Raw genomic sequence first — 20,996 nt, forward strand, 5'->3', positions numbered from 1 at the left:
TCCAGGAGAAAAAATCATGACCATAGAAGAACTTTATAATTCCTTAATAATCACTAATAATTCCATATCATTGGATACTAATGTTCTAAATACGGATATTTGGAAAAAATTACTGCTTACCAATAATGGAAATCAACCGATCGTAATCTCTCAAGCCACCAAAACCAAAGAGAACGGGTTCGTAAAAATCATCGGAACAACTTCTTTTCAACTCGTCCCGAATCTTCCAGTACAAGCGACACTTCGAATTGACGATTTAGGAAAGATACAAATTAGGATCTATTTCAATCTGATCGGAGAAACAAAACTACCTAATTCTTGGAAATTCAGCCAAAGTTTTCCGAAACTCCCCGCGGAAGATAAAACAAAACTTTCCCTATTGGGAGACGAGGCCACATCAGTTTTGGACTCTCTTTGGTTAAGAAACGCATATTTTGTTCTAAGCACAGAAGATTTTGTGGAAGAAGGTTCAAAAATTCCGTTCTCTCAAGGACTGAACTTCAAGTCCATCCTTCGGCCGATGGGAATGTTAGGAGTTTTTGATTCTATTTTGCACGGAGATACTCAGGAAGTAAATTTTTATGGTAGGATCATACTCCCTCTTCCTACTGATTTGACCCCTGATTTGATTGCATGGACCTATCCCTGGGAAGTGAAGATCGAACCTCCCGGAATTCTTTTGAAAGCGGATTTAGGAGCGGATAAGAATATTACGGACTCATTAAGCATTAAGGATACTGAATTCGTAATTTACTCCCCTCATTCCCAAGAATGGTTAAGTAAGAATAGAAATTATCAGCCTGCCTATGCGCTTACTGCAATATTAGATATTCCCAGCGCTAAAATCAGCTGTAAGGTTACTGGAATTCTAAAGGCGGGCGAATCGGAAGTGGTCCTACAAGGAGACTTTCAAGGAGTAACTTTAGGCAAATTAGCGGATTTATTAGATATTACTGGATCCTCGGATTTATCCTCCAATCTGCCAGAAGAATTTTCCAAGGCGGGAAATCTATTAAGTGATTTAGCTTTGGAGACAATCTCTATCGGATTCAATGCGTCTTTGGGATCTGCTGGAGTTTCTTATGCGGCGATTCGGATTGGATTCCCGAATAAAACCTGGAAAGCGATACCTGGTGCGGTAGAATTTTCCGACTTCTCCGTTTTGTTCATTATCGCAAGCCCCTTCTCAGCTACGAAAAGAGGCATCTCCACCGTCATCGAAGGAAAAATGGATTTTGGCGGAGTGGACTTGGATGTGACTGCATATTTACCGAACTTCTCCATTCGCGCCGAGTTGGAAGAACCGGTGAATCTTTCTTTGTCCAAAGTGTTCGACAAATATTTTCCAGAACTTCCTTCACCTCCAGATATCTCCATCGATCGATTCATATTAGGTGCGGACGCAAAACGGAATTTTTCCGTTTATGCGGTGATAGGCGAAGAAAAACCCTGGGTTTTGGATTTAGGTCCAACCTCGATGACTATCTCGGATATAGAAGTTGATTTGAATAAACCTTCCGTCGGAGGCACTAACGGAAGTTTTTCAGGAACCATACAATTCTCCGACAATGTACTTCTACAGATTCGCTACGATATGCCCGGAGCTTTTTCGATTCGAAGCGAAATCGATCAGATCCGATTAAGCGAATTGATTGCAAGACTTAGCAATCAACTTGTGGATCTTCCCGGCGAATTCGATCTTACTTTCCGACAGTCCTCGATCCTAATCAGCAAACGTGAGCAGGATTTGGTTTTCTTATTCGGCACTCAAATAGACTCTTTCGGAAGTTTGGCTTTCGAGGCGAGAAAGATCGGCGGCGGAAAATGGGGCTATGCTTTTGGTCTGGATTTAAGTTCCTCAAAGGCTTCTTCTCTTCCAAGTTTGGGCGTTCTCTCCATCTTCGAAGATTTTTTCCATCTGCAAAAATTAACTTTAGTAGTTTCCTCCTTCGACAGCCCTGATTTCGCATTTCCTAATTTGGCTCAGTTCGAAAATCCACGGATCGCATCCAAAGATGTGAAACTTCCCGCACAATCTGGAGGATTAATCCAAGGATTAAATATTTACGGAGAATGGAGCATCAATTCCGGTGATCGCCAACAAGGGCTATTATCCAAATTTTTGGGTTTAAATCCGGTTCTCGGAATCACGTTACAAGTAGGTTCCATTCCTAGTAAAAATTCAAGACTATACGTTAGTTACAATACAACGATACAGGGCCATCCGTTCTCCTGCAAATTCGGCGGACAAATCCAAAACAATAGTATCGGAATTTTCCTAATGGGTTCCTTGACCGTAGATATTCAAGGAAATCCTCAGACATTCGACGTTACCCTGATATTTGTAGAAAACGGTGCATTCATTTCCGCAACCATGAAGGGAAATACTTCTGTGAATTTCTATACATTCAAGCTCAGCAATCTAGCATTAGAGGTAGGAATCAACTGGGAAGGAATTCCGAGTCTTGGAGTTGCTGCCACAATAGATGTGGGAGAAATAGAATCTTCCGTCGCAGTATTTTTCGATTCTACAAGACCGAGTAGAAGTTTGGTCGCAGGTTCTATCAGCAATGTAACTTTAAAGAAAATTTTGGACAATCTTGCAGGAGAACTGACGGAAAAACTTCCAGATGTAATCGAAAATGTTTTGGATCAGGTCGCGATAGAAGGTACCGGCGGTTTTAATATCCCGACAAGTTATGCAGACGATCTGGATAACCTAAAAATCGAATCTATTTCCTCAGCCTTTTCATCCATTGGGAAGATTTCTATTCCTTCTAGTTCTTCCCAAGTCTTACTCGTAGTTAATAAGCCTGGAACCACCTGGTACCTGACCGATTTGACAACGATGATGCATTATCAATTGTACAAAACCGGTAATACGATCGCTGTTTCTTTGGAAGCTCAACTATATGTCGCTCCTGAAAATACCACAATAGGAACTCTAATATTCCCGGCGGGATTTTTTATAAACGGGACCTTAAAGTTTTTCTCATTCGAAGTATCCGCAAAAATCCTAATCAATCGAAATCAAGGAATTGCAGTGGATGCTCAAATGGATAGGATCGTGATCGTTTCAGATTCTCTTTTCTGCATTCAAGCAGCAGAAGGAAGTGGAGGTCCAAAACTTTCGGTCTCTTCTTTTACTCAGAACGCACAACCCGAACCAAAGTTTAGGCCACCACATTTCTATATAAATGGTGAATTAAAATTTTTAGGCTTAAAAGACAGCGTTTTTGTAGAAGCCACCAAAAGTGGATTAACTTTTAAAATCCAAGGAAATTTGGCACTCGCTTGTGTTTTCGACCTACACGGATCCATCGGAGGTTCCAGTTATTTCTCCGCAGGAGGAAATGTGAAGGTAGGAATAGGAACCATAGATCTGGGAATATTAGGATCCGTGCATATAGATACTTCCATCCAGGCGGGCTTGGACGTAAAGGCTACTAACTCGGCTATGACCGCATCCTTACAGGCGGCATTCGAGTTTTTAGGAAGCACTCATAATATCGCGAAATTCAATTTAGATGTGGATTCCGATCCTCTTACGGATCTAGTAGGGATCTTAGAAGACAAGATTATGGACATTCTGAAGGGAATTTTCAAGGATCCAGCCAAATGGGCTGAGGCTCTCGGAGACAAAATCATAGATGGAGTAGAAGATGCAGAAAAAATTCTGACGGATTACTTCCACGTTCCTTTGGATCAGGCAAAACAAATCCTAAACGATGCGGGGCTTGCAATCAAAGCATGTGCCACCACTACAGCCGCGTCCATTCTTTAAGATTTTAATCCTTGCAAATTAGAACATTGGACTATCTCAACTTTCATTTCTTCCCAGTGATTTTGTTCGCAAATTTGGATACAATCCCTTAACAAAGAATGGATCAGATCTACTAAACGAGAGAATGCGCCTGAATTCTTAATGTCAATTTGAAGGATTTCCCAGCTAGGTAGATCCAATTCGTTTTTTCGAATAGAAATTTTTTCACACTTTATCCATAGATCTTTCTGCTCAGAATCGAGTAAAAACCACACTGAGTTTTTTTTTCGGGACATTAGATCCAGATGAATATCCTGAAGATCGTCCATGTATCTCCATGCCATCGAAAACTTTTGAATGAAAGTGGACAAAGAGCCTTTCACAATTCCGTCTTGATCTACCAATGCCCTTTCCCAAAGTTTCGGCACAATCGTCCAAATAGAAATCTGCTTGGTAAAAATTGAAGAATATTCTTTAAAATCGATCGGATCATCTGCTGGATCCATCCAAACTAGATACTCAAATAATTCCTCCTGAATCTTAGATTCATCTATATGAAATAAATTTGCAATTTTACGAGCTCCTTCTCCAAACGAATTCCAGGCCTGAGTCCTGAGCTGCAATTTTAATATATCAGTTTTCAATTGATTATCACAAAGATGATCATCCCATAAGTGAAGAAACAATGAAATAGAATGAGCAAACTTTGATAATTCAAGAATTCTAGGAGTAATTATATCTCGATACTTATCCCCTAGTCTGAAAAGAAATGACCATACAGGGATATAAAAAAGATCTATGAAATTTTCTCCTTCTTTAGCGTAAGATCGGATCCAATTTTTTGCATCACTGCGTAATTCTCGCGGAAGAAATTCACACAGTCCTAAAATCCGAGAATTCAAATCATCTGAAAATATTCGTAATTCATTCGTACGTTCAACGCTTCCGAAGTCTATTCCACTGAAGATTGTAGGAATTTCGATCGTAAGCGGGCTGAAGAATTTTTCACTCATCGAATGCCGTATTTTCCCGGAGAAAGTATCCCATTCGGATCAAGAACTTCTTTCAAAGATTTCAAGATCTCTAAGGAAAACATTTCAATTTCATTTTCTGAATCTAAAATTCCGGATCTATAAAATTTCAACTCTGCTTTTTTGAATTCACTCTTTAAGTTTCGATAACATTGCAGCGCGTTTTCGTCTGCTCCATCTTCTTCTTGGTCATAAAAAATCCCGGTGAGCATTTTTAAACTTCTGCCGACGGGTCTTAAAGAGATCATCGGTTCTAACCCATATGATGGAATAATAGTTCGAGCGATTTCCACGGCCATATCTATCATTCTCTTTTCCAAAGGTAAAAGTGGGGAGATCCATAAAACGCCACAACGGTCTCTATCCGGATCAGGATCTTTTGGAAATTCGATTTTCTTCCGCCAATATGCTCCTCGAAGTCCTTCTTGACTGGGAACTAGTCTCATATCCATTTTTAAGTCGGAGAAATGATGAATACTTGGAATATCGGCAAGTGCCCGAGAAATCAACTTTCTATAGTATTGTTCTTCTTCCGAATCGTTTGCAAAATATGTGATGGAACAAAACCATTCAGAAATTCCGAAAGGATCCAATTTTTTTCGAACAAGTTCTTTTGACAAACATTCCGATGGTGATGCAATGTCGAAGGGAAATTGCTCAACCTGGGAAAGAAAACGATAATCGTTTGAGATTTCTAAACTGCAATTGCCGTTAGTTCTTATTAAAAATTCTCGAATTAATTCCAAAAAGTTTCCTATCTTATTTTCTGTATAAGAAAAAAGAAATCTTCCGGTAAGACTCATGGACGGATGCAATAAGATGGTTATCCTTGTAATCACACCTAAATTGCTTTGGAAAAATAGACCGTTTAAAGAAGGCCCTGCATTTTCTTCCCAAATAAAATTTTGCAGAGTGTCTGATCCAAATTTTAAAATTTTTCCACTTGCCAAGACGACTTCAAGTATCTTTGCTTGAGCTGCAAAGTTTTCATACCTACCTTTCGCAATTCCCCTTTCCAAAAGATTTCCAACAACCGACGCTTTTGCGCTAGTCCCCGAAATTGGAGCTTCATATTTCGTGTCTTTTAGGAAAGTATATAAGTTTTCAAAAGTTACTCCCGGCTCAATTGCTACGAATCCGAGTTCGGGATCGAAATCCAAAATCCGATCCATCCGAGATAAGACCAAAAGTAAAGGGCTTTTGTATGGAGGAAGTGAAGATCCATACCCCCAATTTTTTCCTGTGCTTACAACATGCAAAGGGATCTTATATTCGCTTGCTACCTTTAGACAATCCGAAAGTTGCGCGGAATTTTCAGGATATAAGACCGTTCTTTCATCGACCGGAAAATAAAAGGTTGTTCTATTCCAAACTTCTCCTAGATCATTAGAATTCCGAATCCAATCAGGCCCTAAAATCTGCTCCCATTTTTCTAGAGCGGATTTAGGGATCGTGAAAGGCGGAGAGTGGGCCATATTTTTATTTTTTCCATGAAAACTTTCTATTTTTCTAATATAGAAAAGGGGTCGATCAGGAAATAGGATCGTTTCGAATATAAGAAAGATATAAATCTCAAAGAAAGCGTCAAGATGGAAATCCCGAATTTTACCCCTTCTAAATTTGTCGGAAACTACTTCAAATCGAGCCAATTCGCTTAATAGATTAGCAAATTTTTAGAACGAACCCTACTAGGAATCTCGATCTGCCATGTAGTAACTTCGACAAATTACTAGAATTTTAGTCATCGAAACCCCTCAAATCTGGCTACTTCTCCGCTATATACTGATATTTCTTCGATATATTAGAAAGTGACTTAATATTTTAGTGCGTTGCACGATTTTCTTTCTGTCCGGGGCCTAATATAAGGTTACTGGTATAGAATTTGCTATAAATAGGTTAATCGCCTGTCTGAACGATTATTTCAGGATCGTAAAACGATCTTAATCGGAACGTAAGCGACTTAATCTAAGCTCTTTCACATAAATCGGGAGGAAAACCGCCATGAAATACAATAGAATCCCCTCCACTCTTAACGTAGGCTTTCAGGTGTTAGAAAGTTCTAAGCTGAGGATTGCAGAAAATGTGCTCGTAGGAATCGTGCATAGAACAGAGGTCCCATGGGAACCGGGAACCAACCTGGCACTACAAGTTGGAACACTCAGTATCTCTGGTTCCATCGATATTCCAATGAAAGTGATCAAGTGTGATCGTGTTTCCGATGCAGAATACGATGTGTTCTTGAATTACACGGAAAAGGATTTTGATAAGATCAAGGAGATCGAAGAATTGATCCAGACCTTAGCTTAGGACTTTAAACAAACACCGGGGATGACCCGGTGTAGTTTTGGTCATATTAAAGGGATTCGCCTTTTTTGATTAGGCGACGAATAGATCCGCTTTTTGGATCATGGTGAGAGAAATTTTACTAGGGTTCGCTTTTTGTGGAAAATACACGATCTCTTCGCCTACGAGCCTTCTGTTTTTATCCAATTCGATAATAGAACCATCTTTTAAATGAAGAATGATATCTATTCCTCGGTAGTTTACGTATCTTTCCATTTGCTCTTTAAATTTGCTGCTTACCATGTTCGCCCCTAACTACAAAACGTTGGAGGAAAACTATTCCGGTACTGTAAAAGTACAAGTGTTTTTTGAAAAAACTCAGGAAATTTTTTTATGTCTCAGAAATATTCGTACTAAACATGTGTGAGTAAAAAGAACGTTATCCGACACTGATATATATTTAAAATCCGTTTACTTTAAATTTGTTACGTAGAATTCCTCAAGTATACCTTCAAGAATATCAGGACGATCGTGATGCATATTATGACCTGCATCTTCTATTTCAATATATTTTAAATTTCTAATATGAGAGAATACTTCCTTACTATCGTCGAGCGCGAGATGAGTTTTTTGTCCATAGACAACCAGAACATTACAAGAGATAGTTTCCCAAAGATGTCTGGTAAATTGAGGACTTAAAAATACTGGAGGCCCATTTTTATAAGAAGGATCACTCTTCCACATATAACCTCCCTCTTCTGCGGGTCTTGTTAATGTTTCTGTAATCTTTAAAAGCCTATCCTTAGGAAGTCTGGGGTAGATAGGCGCAAGTCTTGCTGCTGCGTCTTCTACCGATTTGAAATTTTTCTGGCGTTTTCTATCTTTTCCCGCAAGACTTTGTTCCCAATTTTCCAACCAGCCAAGAAACCTTCTTCTTTCCTTTTCAGGATCTTGGAGAGAACTAAATCCTTCCAAAGATACAAGACTTTCTACTCTTTCCGGATACAAACCTGCGATCCTAGAGCCAAGACCTCCTCCCATAGAATGCCCAAGTATATGGAATTTTTCAGGAAGAAATTTTTGGATGAATGTTGTGGTATCCACTAGCGGCAGCATGAAGTGGTAGAAACCTTCTCTTAACCAATCTGAATCCCCATGCCCTCTATAATCAAAACGATAAAGATCGAAATGTTTGGATAAATATTCTTCTTGGAACAAAAAGGTCTGGGAAGAATCCATAAATCCATGAAGTAAAAGTAATGCTCTACCCTTTCCATTATCTCTTTTTGTATAATGGAGTTTATAGCCGCCGGATTCGAAAAATCCACTTTTTTGGTTTTTATTTTGAGGATCCGAAACTTCCATAAAGTCACGATGCTGGGAAAACAGAACTTGAAAACAATTCCTTTGCGTTTTCTTTCATTTCAGGTAAGGAAAGTTCTTTAATTCGTTCGAGGTCCCAACTTTCTTCACTTTCAAAATTGCTTAAAAGTTTAGTTAAATAGTATACGATTAGGTTGTTTTCTTCCGCTCCGAGTGAGGAAAGTTCTCCAGTTTCGGAAAGTTTTAAGAACTTCTCCCTGGACTTCTCCGCTTGCATTTTAGATCCGCGTATATTTGGTTTTACAAAAATCTTATTCAAAGAAATAGCAAGTTGGATCCATCCGTGTAAAATAAGCCTTCTTCCACCTGTTTCCTTCTTCCATTGGAATTCGAATACTTCATGCAATTCGAAGTATCTTCCTTTTAGATAAAGTTTTCGTCCTTCTCCCCATGCATAGTCGAAGGTTGAGTCCGCGTCTCCTTGTTTCACTTTTTCTAAGATGGAAAGTATTTCAGGATCGAATTCCATTTTCTCCCCATCTGGATTCTGGGATTTTAGGCGGTTGTTTTTTGAAAATGGGAAGAATGTCCCGAACATACTTTCTTTTTCTCATTCCGAGTAAGACTGTTCCCTTTTCTAAAAGTGAAGCCAAATGAAATACCATGAGAGAAGATAAACTTTCAGGAGCTTCCCCATTGGAATGAAATCTGGAGACAAGGTTTTCGTATAGGCCGGATAAATTTTCAGAAGAGCGAATTTGTATTTGTCCTTCTAGTAATGGAAGTGCTGTGTTCAAAACTCGCAAATATTCTTCGGCGGACTCTTTTCCTTTTTCAGAATATACTTCGTCGATGACTCCTCTTAAGATTGGTATCCAGGATTTTTGCAGAAGGACCTGGAATTGTTCTTCGGAGCGTACCTTCTCCCCATATGTTTGCCAGAGTTTGGAAAGTGAATTTCGGTTCGGATTTTGGGAAAGTGGTTCGAGAAGAGAGGATTCGAGTTCTAGGATTTGTAGTATCTTCGACAGATCTGGAGCCTGGTTCTGAGGAGTATAAGACAATCGGACCATCCCCTTTCCTGCTTGGAAAGAGTTTAAAGGGCGGTTGATTAGAGGAAGAAGGTCGAAGTTACTACAAATTTCAAGTAGAGTCTTTCCTTCGGAATTTCGATTCCGAAGGAATCCGTCCTCATACCAATTCGCGGGAAACTGAATTACCGCAAATCCGTTTTCTTTTCCCGCAATTTTCTCCGCTATTTGTAGGCACTTCGACAAAGAAGTATGAGTATATTCTTCTTCAGGCAAAGGAAATGTATTACTGGAAATTCCGTAGAATTGGATTTTTCCTTCTTTTCTTGCCTTCTCTAAAAATAAAAAAGCCTCTTTGATCCTGCGATAGTATTCTGCTTGGGCTTCTTCTTTCGGAATTCCATTCTTTTCGGAATGGCTTAGGAAATATTCAGGATTATGTAATAAGAATGCATCGATGGTAGAAAGTCCCAGGCGTTTTCTGGATCTTTCCAATTGGTCTTCCAAAAATTCTGGTGAGATACAATGATAACAACCAGGTTGGTAATAAGTGATTTCCGGAAATTGGCCCTTCTCCTTTTCTTTGGACTCGACCAATTTCATATTTTTTCCTTGGATATATCCAGCCTTGGTAACTAAAAAAATTTCCTTTCTGTTAAGATGTCTTTTTTTGAAATTTTCATCCAGGACCTTCCCCACTAAACTTTCTGCTTCTCCATCTCCATAGTTGGCTGAGACATCAATAACGTTCACTCCGGAATGGAGAGCAAATTGAAGTGCTTCCTTATGTTCCGGATCTTCCAACCCAATCCTATATCCACCGAACGCGATTCGGGAAAGCCTAAGTTCTCTGAATAGAAAATAGCCGAGTCCTTCTCCCTTTTTTCCCGGGGAGAATTTTTCCTTCCTACCCTCATGAAGGGGCTCTATATACAAAGACTGAAACGGATCTCTATAAATCATTTGCGGTTTTTTGAATTTTCGCGTCGCACTATCGGACTAAATGAGACCAAGTCTAAATATTCCTCAGCAAATGTCCATTTTTTGTCTTTTAGTTTAAAAGTGCTTTTCGTCTGAACCTGATTTTTTATCCTACTTTGTAGAGGGATTCTAAATTCGATCTTTCGTTTTTTGCTCCCTTCCTCAAACAAATCGATGACTTCTTCCCATGATCCTCACAGGAGATTTTGAATGGATTTTCAAGCTGGATATCTAAGGTCGTCCATCGGTAGAAAGACTATCGTTGCGATTACCGGAATCATTCTCTTCGGCTTTGTGTTTGTACACATGCTGGGGAACCTCCAGATCTTCCAAGAACCGGATAAGATTAACACTTACGCTGAGTTCCTACACAATTTAGGCGGACTATTATGGCTGGCCCGCGGAATCCTTTTAGTAGCGTTCGTATTACACGTTTACTACGCCCTCAAATTGTCTCTTGAAAACAAGAAGGCAAGACCGGTTGGCTATGTAAAAGAAAGTACGATCCAAGCTACTTTGTCTTCCCGCTATATGGCTTTGACTGGTTCCGTATTACTCGCTTTCGTAATATACCATTTGCTTCATTTTACTATTGGTAAGATCCAGCCCGAAAACTTTGCTCTCCAAGAAACCATTGGCGACAGACAAAGACATGATGTTTACACTATGGTGATCTTAGGATTTAAAAACGTTTATGTTTCCGTTTCCTATATCGTAGCTATGACATTGCTTGCGTTTCATTTGCGTCATGGAGTTGCGAGTGTTTTCCAATCTCTTGGATTTAACACCACTTTTTGGGCGCCTAAGACGAACGCATTTGCGATCCTCTACGCTTTGACCATCTTCATCGGCAATGTTTCCATGCCGGTTGCCATTCTTCTTAACTTCGTGAAAGTTCCAGGAGCGCAATAATGAGTTTAGATTCCAAAATCCCATCGGGTCCCTTGGAAAAAAAATGGGACGATTATAAATCCCATATTAAATTAGTTAACCCGGCTAACAAAAGAAAATATACAGTTATCGTAATTGGTACTGGTCTCGCAGGTGGTTCCGCTTCTGCTACATTAGCTGAACTCGGATACAATGTTAAAACATTCTGCTTCCAAGACAGCCCACGTAGAGCTCACTCAATCGCAGCTCAAGGTGGTATCAACGCAGCAAAGAATTACCAAAATGACGGTGACTCAGTTTATCGTTTGTTCTATGATACGATCAAAGGCGGGGACTTCAGAGCAAGAGAAGCTAATGTTTATCGTTTAGCTCAAGTTTCTACAAACATCATTGACCAATGTGTTGCTCAAGGTGTTCCATTCGCGAGAGAATATGGCGGACATTTGGATAATAGATCCTTCGGTGGAGCACAAGTTTCCCGTACATTCTACGCGAAAGGTCAAACTGGACAACAGCTTCTATTAGGAGCCTACTCTGCACTTTCCAGACAAATCGGTTTAGGAAATGTGAAGATGTATCCTAGAACGGAGATGTTGGACGTGGTTGTGATCGATGGTCATGCAAAAGGTGTTGTGATCAGAGATCTAGTAACCGGCCAAGTAACCGTTCATTCTGCGGATGCAGTGGTTCTTGCTTCCGGCGGATATGGTAACGTATTTTATCTTTCTACAAACGCGAAAGGTTCTAACGTTACTGCAACTTTTAGAGCTTACAAAAAAGGTGCCTTCTTCGCTAACCCTTGTTACACTCAGATCCACCCTACTTGTATCCCAGTTTCTGGAGATCATCAGTCCAAATTAACTTTGATGTCTGAGTCTCTCCGAAATGACGGACGTATTTGGGTTCCTAAAAAACAGGGAGATACTCGGAACCCTGCGGATATCCCTGAGAGCGAAAGAGATTATTACTTAGAAAGAAAATACCCAAGTTATGGTAACCTTTGCCCTCGTGATATCGCATCCCGTTCTGCAAAAGAAGTTTGCGATGCAGGATTCGGCGTAGGACCAGGAGGCCAAGGTGTTTATCTAGACTTCTCCTCTGCGATCAATCGTTTGGGAGAACATACAATCGCTGAAAGATACGGTAACCTCTTCCAGATGTATGAGCAGATCACTGGAGAAAATCCTTATAAAGTTCCAATGAGAATTTATCCTGCAGTTCACTATACAATGGGCGGACTTTGGGTGGATTATAATCTGATGAGCAATCTTCCAGGTTTATTCGTGATTGGCGAAGCAAACTTCTCTGACCACGGAGCAAACAGACTTGGAGCTTCTGCGCTGATGCAAGGTCTTGCTGATGGATATTTCGTTCTTCCTTACACTATCGGAAATTATCTGGCAGAAGTTGGATTCGGAAAAACTCCTTCTACAGATCATGCTGAATTTAAGAAAGCAGAGACTGACGCAAATGCTCAGCTCAACAAATTCCTTAACATCAAAGGTAAGAGAACTGTTGATTCTTTCCATAAAGAACTCGGAAAGATCATGTGGAATAATTGCGGAATGGCAAGGACCGATAAGAGCTTAAAAGAAGCTCTCGTGAAAATTCCTGAGATCAGAGAAGAATTCTGGAAAAATGTAAACGTTCCTGGTTCCGGTTCTGATCTAAATCAATCCTTGGAAAAAGCAGGAAGAGTTGCAGACTTCTTAGAGTTCGGAGAACTTCTCTGCTTAGATGCTCTTACAAGAGAAGAATCTTGTGGAGGCCATTTCCGTACTGAACACCAGATGGATGACGGAGAAGCAAAACGTGACGACGATAAATTCTGTCATGCAACCGCTTGGGAATGGAAAGGAGTAGGAGCAAAACCTACTGAGCACAGAGAAAAACTGGAATTCGAGAATATTAAACTCGCTACGAGGAGCTACAAATAATGGACCTCAAACTAAAAGTCTGGAGACAGAAAAACGCAAAAGAGAAAGGCAAAATCGTAAATTACGATGCCAAAGATATTTCTCCTGATATGTCTTTCTTAGAAATGATAGACGTAGTTAACGAGGACCTGATCGTAAAAGGAGATGATCCAATTGCGTTCGAGCACGATTGTAGAGAAGGTATTTGCGGTTCTTGTAATATTATGATCAATGGAGAGGCTCATGGGCCTCTTCCTGGTGTGACCACCTGCCAACTTCATATGAGAAGTTTCAAGGATGGAGACACTATCTACTTAGAGCCTTGGAGAGCGAAAGCATTCCCAGTTATAAAGGATCTGGTAGTGGATCGTAGCGGTTTTGATAGGATCATCCAAGCGGGAGGATTCGTTAGTATCAATACCGGAGGGGCTCCTGACGCAAACGCATTACCTATTCCCAAAAAGGATGCAGACGTTGCGATGGATGCGGCAACCTGTATCGGTTGTGGCGCTTGTGTAGCTTCTTGTAAAAATGCTTCTGCGATGTTATTCGTTTCTGCGAAAGTTTCCCACCTTGCACTACTTCCTCAGGGCCAGGTAGAGAAAAAAGAACGTGTGAAAAACATGGTAAACGCAATGGACAAAGAAGGTTTCGGAAATTGTACAAACCAGTACGAGTGCGAAGCTGCTTGTCCTAAAGATATCAAAAGGGATTTCATCAGAGTTCTGAACAAAGAATTTATTCTTTCTTAAGAATTAGGATTTCCGGATTAAGAAGAAGGCCTTCGAAAGAGGGCCTTTTTTGTTTTTGGATCAAAATTGAAAAAGTTTAAATAAGATCTCCTTTTCCAGAATAGAAAGACTTACAAATTCTTTCTTTAACACTTCCAAAGTTTCGTATTTCCAATAATTATTATTACGATTCGCCGCCGAATAAGCTCCAATAATATTCGTAGTATAAGTTACTATAGAAACTCCCGAAACCAGATAAAACAAAACATTTGTAGGTTCAGCCACATACAATGCGTAAGTCGCAGATAGAACGACTAAATTTACAAAAAAAGAAGTAATTCCTTCTGCGAATTGATCCGCATACACCTGCCCTGTCCCTGGAATTATTGCAGAAAGCCCAGCAGCCAAATAAGGATTTTTAGATCTTTCCTGGATCTTTTTCAATTGAGCTGCCCAATATTCTTGAAACCTTTTGAATTCCTCCTCTGAGTGAGTATTCGAAAATTTTTCAAAAGAAGAAGGTTCTAAATTCTCCCAGTCTTTTGCCTGAATCAAATATACTAATACAGATTCGAGTCCTTCTAATCTACAATCTGAATAAAGACAAGATGACTTTTCCTTAGGATGATCAGCAAAATCTCTACCGGAACGAACTAAATTAGAAAAATCATATAGAATTCTAAACCGAATATCCTTCCAATCGGACTCCTGTAATGTATCTATATTCTTATTCTGTTTTAGATAAGCGAACATATGGAAGATCCGAATAGGATCACATTTTTTAGCCAGTAAGATTCTATTTAGTTCTATCTCAGCTTCTAGATACCTTTCTGACTTGTAATAAAAGGAAGCGTTACTTAAACTATCTAACTGTGAAGGATTTAGATTACAAGCATCCAAAGGAGAAGAGAATATATCCAAACTCCAAAACTGGACGAATAAAAATATGCTTATTACTAATATTCTTCTCATTCTGCCAAACTACTTCTTTTGCTCATAAAGAAGATCCAGAGGATCGTTTTTTTCTTACTAATATCGTATTAGATAGAATTCAAAAACACCAAACTAAGGACAGCAAATTCCAAAATGTGATCTGTCCGATGTCTCCTTCCTGCTCTCATTTTGTAAAAGAAGAATTCGAAACTTCCAGCTTCCTAACTGCCCTATTCCTTTCTATCAATAGGATCCTTTATGTGGAAAATAGGCTAATGCAAGAATTTGGGCAAAAAAGATATGTGTATAAAACAGGAAGGGGAAAACTGATCGATCATAAGCCGATCGACCAATTTTCAAGAGATTTCGATTCCTTTAAGCAGGGATTTACTGACGACTAGAAGAATCCAATTGGTAAAAATAACCACTATCCTTTTCGAAACGATGTCTTCCTATATCATTACATCTTAGATTATCACAAAGTCTTACTCTGTATTCGTTAGCTTCTATATATGCAGAACTATTCTTTCCGAATACTTTAGTCCCAACGATCATCTCCATACCTTGAGGTAAGTTAGAAACTACCAATGCGGAGTCCTTATTCATTGTTTTTTGATCGAATGCATTATCTATCGTATATTCTTGGTATGGCTTTGGCCCAATCACCCAAAGCACAGGAAATAAGAAACAAATCGCTCCGATCAATGCTCCATTTTTGATTTCTGTAGCCAAACGAACGTTTCTTAAGTATTTGCGATCTTTTCTAAATTCTAAATAATAATTTTCAAATATACCATCAGACATCACCACTTCCAAGGGAGTCTTTCCAAGCCTTTGACTTTGGTTATATACATCCAATCCAGGAGGATCAGTAATAATCTTAACAGTAGTCGTGCATTGCAATAAATACAAGCTAAGACATATAAGTAGAATCTTTCTCATCGGTAATCCAATATAAATGATAAGTTAGGTATTTTCCGACAGGCGAAGAGGTCAATTTCGTTTTTAATAAAACATAGAAATCACTCTATCCCAAAAGAGTTATGCGAAACCATCTCTATTTCTTTAGGGTTAGATGGATGTTACTCCCCCTTGTAGAATTCCACCTTGGTAAATATACAAAATCCGCCCTTCTAACTCTCTGTTTTCCATCATATATTCAATAATTCTAATGGATTTCGCCGCATAAATCGGCTCCAAATAAATTCCAAATCGTTTTTGATATTCTTTAGATATTTCCAGCCAGTGGTTTCCTTTTTTACCGTAAGAAAAATTTCCTTCTAATTTTTCTTTTGGATCGATCAGGTTTTCCCAAGGTAAATCTAAATTTGGAAGTCGAAGTGACGACAGATTAGATTCCATCCAAGGCCCAAACTTCTCCTTTTGGATTCCAAGACAAATTCCGGTGATGGGAAGTTTTCCCCATAAAATTCCAGAGATCCAAGTAAGTCCTGAGCCAATGTCTAAAACAATTCGATCATACTGAGCCGGATCTATTTCTTCCCAGAGCGAAAGGAGCCCTTCCAAGGCAGAAGATGCGAATAGATATTCAGGGATCAGGAATTCGTTGGGAGGGAGAGATTTTGTAGTAACTTCGACAGTTTTCCCCCATTCCTTCCTCGTAGGATATAATTCCAGGTCTGAAAACCGTTTCGTTATGATAGAAGCAGGAGTAATTAGCTTTGGATCTCTGGAATATCCCAGGATTTTTGTAGGCACTCCTACAAATTTAAAAAACAAACTCCCAGCCAGAATTGCATTAGAATGCAAATTCCCTTGTAAAATGACCTTTTGGATTTCTCCGGCTTGGAGTTTCGATTCTAAACTATTATAAATTCCGATTAGCTTTCGGATCTTGGTTCCTTGGGAAAAGAAGATACGATCTTCTCTTTTTATAAATAGCTCAGAAGAATGTATTTTGAGAACGGAATCTACTCCAGTTCTGCGGGGACGCAAAACGGAGTCTTTCAAAAATTAGTCCCCGGTTTTTAAGACTGCAAGGAAGGCTTCTTGAGGAATTTCTACGTTTCCGATCTGTTTCATCCTCTTCTTTCCTTCTTTCTGCTTCTCTAAAAGTTTTTTCTTACGGGTGATATCTCCACCATAACATTTAGCAGTTACGTTTTTACGAAGAGCAGAAATACTTTCTCTGGCGAGGATTTTTCCTCCAACCGCAGCTTGGATCGGGATCATAAATTGGTGGCGAGGAATGATCTCTTTTAATTTTTCGATGATCTCTCTACCACGGGATTCTGCTTTGGAACTATGGACGATCATAGAAAGCGCATCCACAGATTCTCCATTTACCAGAATGTCCATTTTAACAAGTCTCGAAGCTTTATATCCGCAAGGCTCATAATCTAAGGAAGCATAACCTCTGGTTAGAGATTTTAGTTTATCATAAAATTCGAAAATTAACTCAGCAAGAGGGATCTCATAGGTCAACTGTACCTTATCCTGAGAAAGATAAACTGTGTCCAACTGAACCCCCCTTTTATCAATCGCTAAGGACATGATATTTCCTACATATTCATTCGGAGTAATGATAGAAGCCTTTACATATGGTTCTTCTGTAGCTTCTATAAAAACCGGATCAGGAAATTTAGAAGGGTTATCTATATCGAATACTTCTCCGTTTTTCATTCGGATTGTATATTTTACGGAAGGTGCAGTGGTGATCAGATCAAGATTAAATTCTCTTTCTAATCTCTCTTGTACGATCTCCATGTGGAGAAGTCCCAGATATCCAACACGAAATCCGAATCCTAATGCGGCAGAACTTTCTTTTTCATAAACGAGTGCCGCATCGTTCAGTTTCATCTTCTCGATCGCATCTACGAGTTCTTCGAATTGTTCTCCCATAATTGGAAACAATCCCGCAAACACCATAGGTTTTGCATCTTTATAACCTGGAACCGCTTCTGTACTTGGATTAGAATATAAAGTTACTGTATCTCCAGTTCTTGCATCAGAAACTTTTTTGATACCTGCGATGATATATCCTACTTCTCCTGCTGTAAGAGAATCTGTAGGTGTTAAACCAATTCCCTTGATACCAACTTCGTTGACTGTAAAATCCTTTTGGCTACTCATCAAAAGGATACGGTCCCCTTTTTTAACGGACCCATCGAATACTCTGATCTTGATCACAACTCCCATATAAGGATCGAAATAAGAATCATAGATAAGTGCTTTAAGAGGACCTTTTGGATTTCCCTTCGGAGGAGGAATTTGTCTAGTGATTTCCTCTAAGACTGCTTGTACGTTCAGACCAGTTTTAGCGGAAATCGCCACCGCATTCTCCGCATCCAAACCCAAACTGTCTTCGATTTGAAGTTTGGTCTTCTCCACATCCGCTGCAGGAAGATCCACTTTATTCATAACTGGAATGATTGCTAAATCCTGCTCCATAGCAAGATAAAGGTTCGCAAGAGTTTGGGCTTCCACTCCTTGGCTAGCATCTACTATAAGAAGCACACCTTCGCATGCTTTTAAGGATCTGGATACTTCGTAAGTAAAATCCACATGGCCAGGAGTATCGATCAAGTTCATCGTATAAATATTACCGTCCGCTGCGGTATAATTGAAAGTGGCGTTGTTCGCCTTAATCGTGATCCCTCTCTCCCTTTCTATATCCATGGAGTCCAGGATCTGGTCTTTTTTTGTCCGATCATCAGTGATCCTGCCTATTTCCAAAAGTCTGTCAGCTAAAGTGGACTTACCATGGTCAATATGGGCTATAATTGAGAAATTGCGGATGAATTGTTGGCGATCGGACATTGCTAAAAACAAAGTCCAGCGAGACGGACCCCCTGAAAAGCCTTTTACTGGGGGAAATTTGTCCCCGGCCTGATTCAGAACCGAGGAGACTAATTGAAAAGGAACTAGTTTACATTTCCGTATATATTATTGTCAGGCTGAAGGTTCGAACATTGCCCGAATAGAACGCCAATTGTGGGAGCAAGCCCCAAAGCACCAAATAATTTGATCTCATCTACACATGCATCCACATCTTCCTTAGCGTAATATTCCCCTGGTTTAATCCCTGCCAGAATTGGTGGAAGATAGATATTGTTCACAAAAGTAGAGCCTGAAAAATCTCCAGTTGCGATTGCGTATAATTGAGCCGCGACAGTGGCAGCTTCTTGGATTTTATCCTTTACCTCGCTACTTTTATAACGATTCGTTAATCCAGTAGTGTTTAAAGCTACGCAGTTTACTGCGATCGTCAGGATAAATAAGAGCGGTAATATTCCGATCCTCATTGAAAACCTCTTTTGAGAAAATTTGGATTCCTTTTTGATTTTTTAAAACGAAACCGTTTCTATTACAAGTAGTTTTAGGTTTTCGAAATCATTTGCCAGAAATTAATTTCCGAACCGAATCCCATATTTTTCTAACTCTTCTGGATTACAGGAAAATTGAGCAATATCTATCTGTTTGTGATGATCAAAAAGAAAGGTTGTCATCTTTCCGAAAAATTTCCCTTCATATTTTTCTTCTACAAAACGTAACCAAGAAATGATATCTATCAATTCATGACAGATGAATTCGTAATTATAATCTGATCTTGGATCCTTAAATTTGTTCCGAATATTATAAATTTTATCTTCATCTAAAAGTAATACGTTTTCCAAAGTGAAAGGATAATCTTTTAATCCTCCGGCTAGTCCGATTTGGTAAAAACTTTCTGCGTCTTTTTTGTTACGGAACGCGGTGGTTCTTGCGTCCCCGAAATAAGAAAAATTTTCACGAGTCAGTTCGGTCACAATCCTGGATTTTCCGACTGTGGTCCCAGGATATTCCACTTGGTGGTCTATCAAAAGGCCTTTTGAATCCTGGATCGCAGGTTCCAATATACAATAACCCTTCTCCCAAACCAAAGCAAATGGAGAAGATACTGTGATCCTTTTTCTTTCCCCTAACCTTCTCCAATTTCCTTTAGCTTGGTCCATATAGACCCGATCACAATAATCGAATGTAGGAAAACTTGATTCAGTCAGAGTAAAATCAGCATATACCCCGAAAGCCAACATCCAAGCGAGAGGATGTTCGATTACTTTCACTTCTCCTAATTGTATATTATGATTTCCTTTAATACATTTCTGACTATCAAGATCGTATCTGATCCCATTCCAGCTAAAATCAGATTTTCCATTCTGAGAAGGACTTACTTTAATAATTGTATCTTTATTTTCGAAGGTAGCCTTACCATGTATTTGGAATTCATTTTGGATCGTATAAGAATAATCCGGATCTATATCCACCTTCTCCACAAACTCAGGAGGAAGAGTTAAAATTTCCGGATTTCGATCCGAGACTAGGTTTTTAATTTCTGAAATTTGGGTAAGTACCTTCATTCTTTCTTAGACTTTCCAGACACCTTCTACGAATAAATAACAGAAAGAGAGAGTCCCCAGATAAACAGACATGGTTGGGATTGCCCAAAGTAATTTTGTTCTAAAAGGTTTATGTTCTGTATGAAAATAAGCGAATGTAGCGAATATTCCCAATACAAATTCAGGAAACAGAACATAGATCGCTGTATGACCGATCATAGAAACATTCTGAGCATACCAAACTGGGATTAATCTCATAAATTCTTCGGACAAGAAGAAGATAACAAATGAACTTACTCCAGCTAACAGGTATTTGCTGATCGGATTTGCTTCCGGAAATCTTTTTTCAAATCTAGTAGAAACATATACTATGATAAATAGCGGAATGGTCCAGAGTCCCGCCATATAAGCAGAAACAGTTCCTATCTTATAAAATCCATCCTGGGGAAAAACTAAAACCCCAAGCACCTTGGATAAGAACCAGTCCGGGATCACTTGCAGAATACTTACAGGCAAAACAAAAAGGAAAATATCCATCCAACGATCATGATCCCAGACCTGAGCAACGATTGGCAGAGAGATATTATAGACTAGGACAAGAAAAAACATTCTCCAGCCTGTTGTAGCTGGGATTGGAAGTAATAAGACTATGATACATAGTATGGTGAAGGAGATATGAAAGAATATAGAATGCTTTTCTGTCGTTTTCATCCAGGGATTTCTAACTTTATAGTCCTTTCAGGCAATCTTTTTTCCTCCTTTTCCCGCTTGATT

General features: G+C 39.3%; 19 protein-coding genes. 6 read left to right on the forward strand and 13 right to left on the reverse strand.

From position 1 onward, the window contains the following. The first annotated feature begins 16 nt into the window (after positions 1-16). Complete coding sequence (locus tag EHQ52_RS01600) at positions 17-3,784, forward strand: hypothetical protein (protein WP_135613542.1); 3,768 nt, start codon at positions 17-19, stop codon at positions 3,782-3,784. Here EHQ52_RS01600 and EHQ52_RS01605 read toward each other — a convergent pair. After that, entirely contained in the window at positions 3,781-4,776 is a 996-nt protein-coding gene (locus EHQ52_RS01605) for a hypothetical protein (RefSeq protein WP_135613543.1), read from the reverse strand. The two genes, EHQ52_RS01600 and EHQ52_RS01605, sit on opposite strands and share 4 nt — an antisense overlap. Further along, positions 4,773-6,269: an FAD-binding oxidoreductase gene (locus EHQ52_RS01610; RefSeq protein WP_135613544.1), complete on the reverse strand. Its 1,497-nt coding sequence runs from the start codon at positions 6,267-6,269 to the stop codon at positions 4,773-4,775. The genes EHQ52_RS01605 and EHQ52_RS01610 overlap by 4 nt, the downstream gene beginning before the upstream one ends. A 526-nt stretch (positions 6,270-6,795) precedes the next feature. On the opposite strand from EHQ52_RS01610, the gene EHQ52_RS01615 reads away from it, so the two are divergent. Beyond that, the gene (locus tag EHQ52_RS01615; RefSeq protein WP_208653431.1) at positions 6,796-7,101 is read left to right on the forward strand and encodes a PilZ domain-containing protein; all 306 of its coding nucleotides are present in this window, start codon (positions 6,796-6,798) and stop codon (positions 7,099-7,101) included. 69 nt (positions 7,102-7,170) lie between these two features. Here EHQ52_RS01615 and EHQ52_RS01620 read toward each other — a convergent pair whose 3' ends face one another. The 4 genes from EHQ52_RS01620 to EHQ52_RS01635 all read right to left on the reverse strand — a co-directional run bounded on the left by EHQ52_RS01620 (position 7,171) and on the right by EHQ52_RS01635 (position 10,394). Next, positions 7,171-7,380 carry a hypothetical protein gene (locus EHQ52_RS01620; RefSeq protein ID WP_008590531.1) on the reverse strand — a complete coding sequence of 70 codons (210 nt, stop codon included), beginning with the start codon at positions 7,378-7,380 and terminating at the stop codon, positions 7,171-7,173. A gap of 168 nt (positions 7,381-7,548) precedes the next feature. After that, positions 7,549-8,442, reverse strand: a complete 894-nt coding sequence (locus EHQ52_RS01625) for an alpha/beta fold hydrolase (RefSeq protein ID WP_135613545.1) — start codon at positions 8,440-8,442, stop codon at positions 7,549-7,551. Positions 8,443-8,446: 4 nt separating this feature from the next. Then, a complete protein-coding gene (locus EHQ52_RS01630; protein WP_135613546.1) occupies positions 8,447-8,929 on the reverse strand; it encodes a DUF309 domain-containing protein in 483 nt (160 codons plus the stop codon). After that, positions 8,913-10,394, reverse strand: coding sequence for an aldo/keto reductase (locus EHQ52_RS01635; protein WP_135613547.1), 1,482 nt, complete (start codon positions 10,392-10,394; stop codon positions 8,913-8,915). The genes EHQ52_RS01630 and EHQ52_RS01635 overlap by 17 nt, the downstream gene beginning before the upstream one ends. A gap of 228 nt (positions 10,395-10,622) precedes the next feature. Between EHQ52_RS01635 and EHQ52_RS01640 the strand changes: the two genes are divergently transcribed. From EHQ52_RS01640 to EHQ52_RS01650, 3 genes are read left to right on the forward strand one after another with little or no spacing between them, the layout of a single operon-like run. Next, entirely contained in the window at positions 10,623-11,324 is a 702-nt protein-coding gene (locus EHQ52_RS01640) for a succinate dehydrogenase cytochrome b subunit (protein ID WP_135613548.1), read from the forward strand. Further along, positions 11,324-13,240 carry a fumarate reductase/succinate dehydrogenase flavoprotein subunit gene (locus tag EHQ52_RS01645; protein WP_135613549.1) on the forward strand — a complete coding sequence of 639 codons (1,917 nt, stop codon included), beginning with the start codon at positions 11,324-11,326 and terminating at the stop codon, positions 13,238-13,240. Before EHQ52_RS01640 ends, EHQ52_RS01645 begins: the two co-directional genes overlap by 1 nt. Continuing rightward, positions 13,240-13,971, forward strand: a complete 732-nt coding sequence (locus tag EHQ52_RS01650; RefSeq protein WP_135613550.1) for a succinate dehydrogenase/fumarate reductase iron-sulfur subunit — start codon at positions 13,240-13,242, stop codon at positions 13,969-13,971. The genes EHQ52_RS01645 and EHQ52_RS01650 overlap by 1 nt, the downstream gene beginning before the upstream one ends. Positions 13,972-14,031: 60 nt before the next feature. Here the strand turns inward: EHQ52_RS01650 and EHQ52_RS20000 are convergent, their stop codons facing one another. Further along, a complete protein-coding gene (locus tag EHQ52_RS20000; RefSeq protein ID WP_167492146.1) occupies positions 14,032-14,922 on the reverse strand; it encodes a hypothetical protein in 891 nt (296 codons plus the stop codon). Positions 14,923-15,038: 116 nt separating this feature from the next. Between EHQ52_RS20000 and EHQ52_RS20335 the strand changes: the two genes are divergently transcribed. Then, a complete protein-coding gene (locus EHQ52_RS20335; RefSeq protein ID WP_244244762.1) occupies positions 15,039-15,284 on the forward strand; it encodes a membrane protein insertion efficiency factor YidD in 246 nt (81 codons plus the stop codon). Here EHQ52_RS20335 and EHQ52_RS01660 read toward each other — a convergent pair. The 6 genes from EHQ52_RS01660 to EHQ52_RS01685 form a co-directional block, all read right to left on the reverse strand. After that, entirely contained in the window at positions 15,271-15,825 is a 555-nt protein-coding gene (locus EHQ52_RS01660) for a peptidase associated/transthyretin-like domain-containing protein (RefSeq protein WP_135613552.1), read from the reverse strand. The genes EHQ52_RS20335 and EHQ52_RS01660 overlap by 14 nt on opposite strands. A 129-nt stretch (positions 15,826-15,954) precedes the next feature. After that, complete coding sequence (locus tag EHQ52_RS01665) at positions 15,955-16,854, reverse strand: PALP domain-containing protein (protein ID WP_135613553.1); 900 nt, start codon at positions 16,852-16,854, stop codon at positions 15,955-15,957. Positions 16,855-16,857: 3 nt separating this feature from the next. Next, a complete protein-coding gene (gene lepA / locus EHQ52_RS01670) occupies positions 16,858-18,663 on the reverse strand; it encodes a translation elongation factor 4 (RefSeq protein WP_135613554.1) in 1,806 nt (601 codons plus the stop codon). Positions 18,664-18,767: 104 nt separating this feature from the next. Next, complete coding sequence (locus tag EHQ52_RS01675; protein WP_135613555.1) at positions 18,768-19,148, reverse strand: TIGR04452 family lipoprotein; 381 nt, start codon at positions 19,146-19,148, stop codon at positions 18,768-18,770. Positions 19,149-19,250: 102 nt separating this feature from the next. Further along, positions 19,251-20,243, reverse strand: a complete 993-nt coding sequence (locus EHQ52_RS01680; protein WP_135613556.1) for a UDP-3-O-acyl-N-acetylglucosamine deacetylase — start codon at positions 20,241-20,243, stop codon at positions 19,251-19,253. A gap of 6 nt (positions 20,244-20,249) precedes the next feature. Then, on the reverse strand, positions 20,250-20,933 hold the full coding sequence (locus EHQ52_RS01685; RefSeq protein ID WP_135613557.1) for a DUF6989 domain-containing protein: 684 nt from the start codon (positions 20,931-20,933) through the stop codon (positions 20,250-20,252). Between the last annotated feature and the right edge of the window lie 63 nt (positions 20,934-20,996).

The organism is Leptospira koniambonensis (genome assembly GCF_004769555.1).
In the GTDB taxonomy this organism is placed as follows: domain Bacteria; phylum Spirochaetota; class Leptospiria; order Leptospirales; family Leptospiraceae; genus Leptospira_B; species Leptospira_B koniambonensis.

What these genes read in the sequence shown, in the direction of transcription:
- EHQ52_RS01620 (WP_008590531.1), bottom strand. Translation starts at nt 7,380, where the DNA reads ATGGTAAGCAGCAAATTTAAAGAGCAAATGGAAAGATACGTAAACTAC.
- EHQ52_RS01685 (WP_135613557.1), bottom strand. Translation starts at nt 20,933, where the DNA reads ATGAAAACGACAGAAAAGCATTCTATATTCTTTCATATCTCCTTCACC.
- EHQ52_RS01615 (WP_208653431.1), top strand. Translation starts at nt 6,796, where the DNA reads ATGAAATACAATAGAATCCCCTCCACTCTTAACGTAGGCTTTCAGGTG.
- EHQ52_RS01630 (WP_135613546.1), bottom strand. Translation starts at nt 8,929, where the DNA reads ATGGAATTCGATCCTGAAATACTTTCCATCTTAGAAAAAGTGAAACAA.
- lepA (WP_135613554.1), bottom strand. Translation starts at nt 18,663, where the DNA reads ATGTCCGATCGCCAACAATTCATCCGCAATTTCTCAATTATAGCCCAT.
- EHQ52_RS01675 (WP_135613555.1), bottom strand. Translation starts at nt 19,148, where the DNA reads ATGAGGATCGGAATATTACCGCTCTTATTTATCCTGACGATCGCAGTA.
- EHQ52_RS01645 (WP_135613549.1), top strand. Translation starts at nt 11,324, where the DNA reads ATGAGTTTAGATTCCAAAATCCCATCGGGTCCCTTGGAAAAAAAATGG.
- EHQ52_RS01625 (WP_135613545.1), bottom strand. Translation starts at nt 8,442, where the DNA reads ATGGAAGTTTCGGATCCTCAAAATAAAAACCAAAAAAGTGGATTTTTC.
- EHQ52_RS20000 (WP_167492146.1), bottom strand. Translation starts at nt 14,922, where the DNA reads ATGAGAAGAATATTAGTAATAAGCATATTTTTATTCGTCCAGTTTTGG.
- EHQ52_RS01640 (WP_135613548.1), top strand. Translation starts at nt 10,623, where the DNA reads ATGGATTTTCAAGCTGGATATCTAAGGTCGTCCATCGGTAGAAAGACT.
- EHQ52_RS01600 (WP_135613542.1), top strand. Translation starts at nt 17, where the DNA reads ATGACCATAGAAGAACTTTATAATTCCTTAATAATCACTAATAATTCC.
- EHQ52_RS01650 (WP_135613550.1), top strand. Translation starts at nt 13,240, where the DNA reads ATGGACCTCAAACTAAAAGTCTGGAGACAGAAAAACGCAAAAGAGAAA.
- EHQ52_RS01605 (WP_135613543.1), bottom strand. Translation starts at nt 4,776, where the DNA reads ATGAGTGAAAAATTCTTCAGCCCGCTTACGATCGAAATTCCTACAATC.
- EHQ52_RS01680 (WP_135613556.1), bottom strand. Translation starts at nt 20,243, where the DNA reads ATGAAGGTACTTACCCAAATTTCAGAAATTAAAAACCTAGTCTCGGAT.
- EHQ52_RS01610 (WP_135613544.1), bottom strand. Translation starts at nt 6,269, where the DNA reads ATGGCCCACTCTCCGCCTTTCACGATCCCTAAATCCGCTCTAGAAAAA.
- EHQ52_RS01635 (WP_135613547.1), bottom strand. Translation starts at nt 10,394, where the DNA reads ATGATTTATAGAGATCCGTTTCAGTCTTTGTATATAGAGCCCCTTCAT.
- EHQ52_RS01660 (WP_135613552.1), bottom strand. Translation starts at nt 15,825, where the DNA reads ATGAGAAAGATTCTACTTATATGTCTTAGCTTGTATTTATTGCAATGC.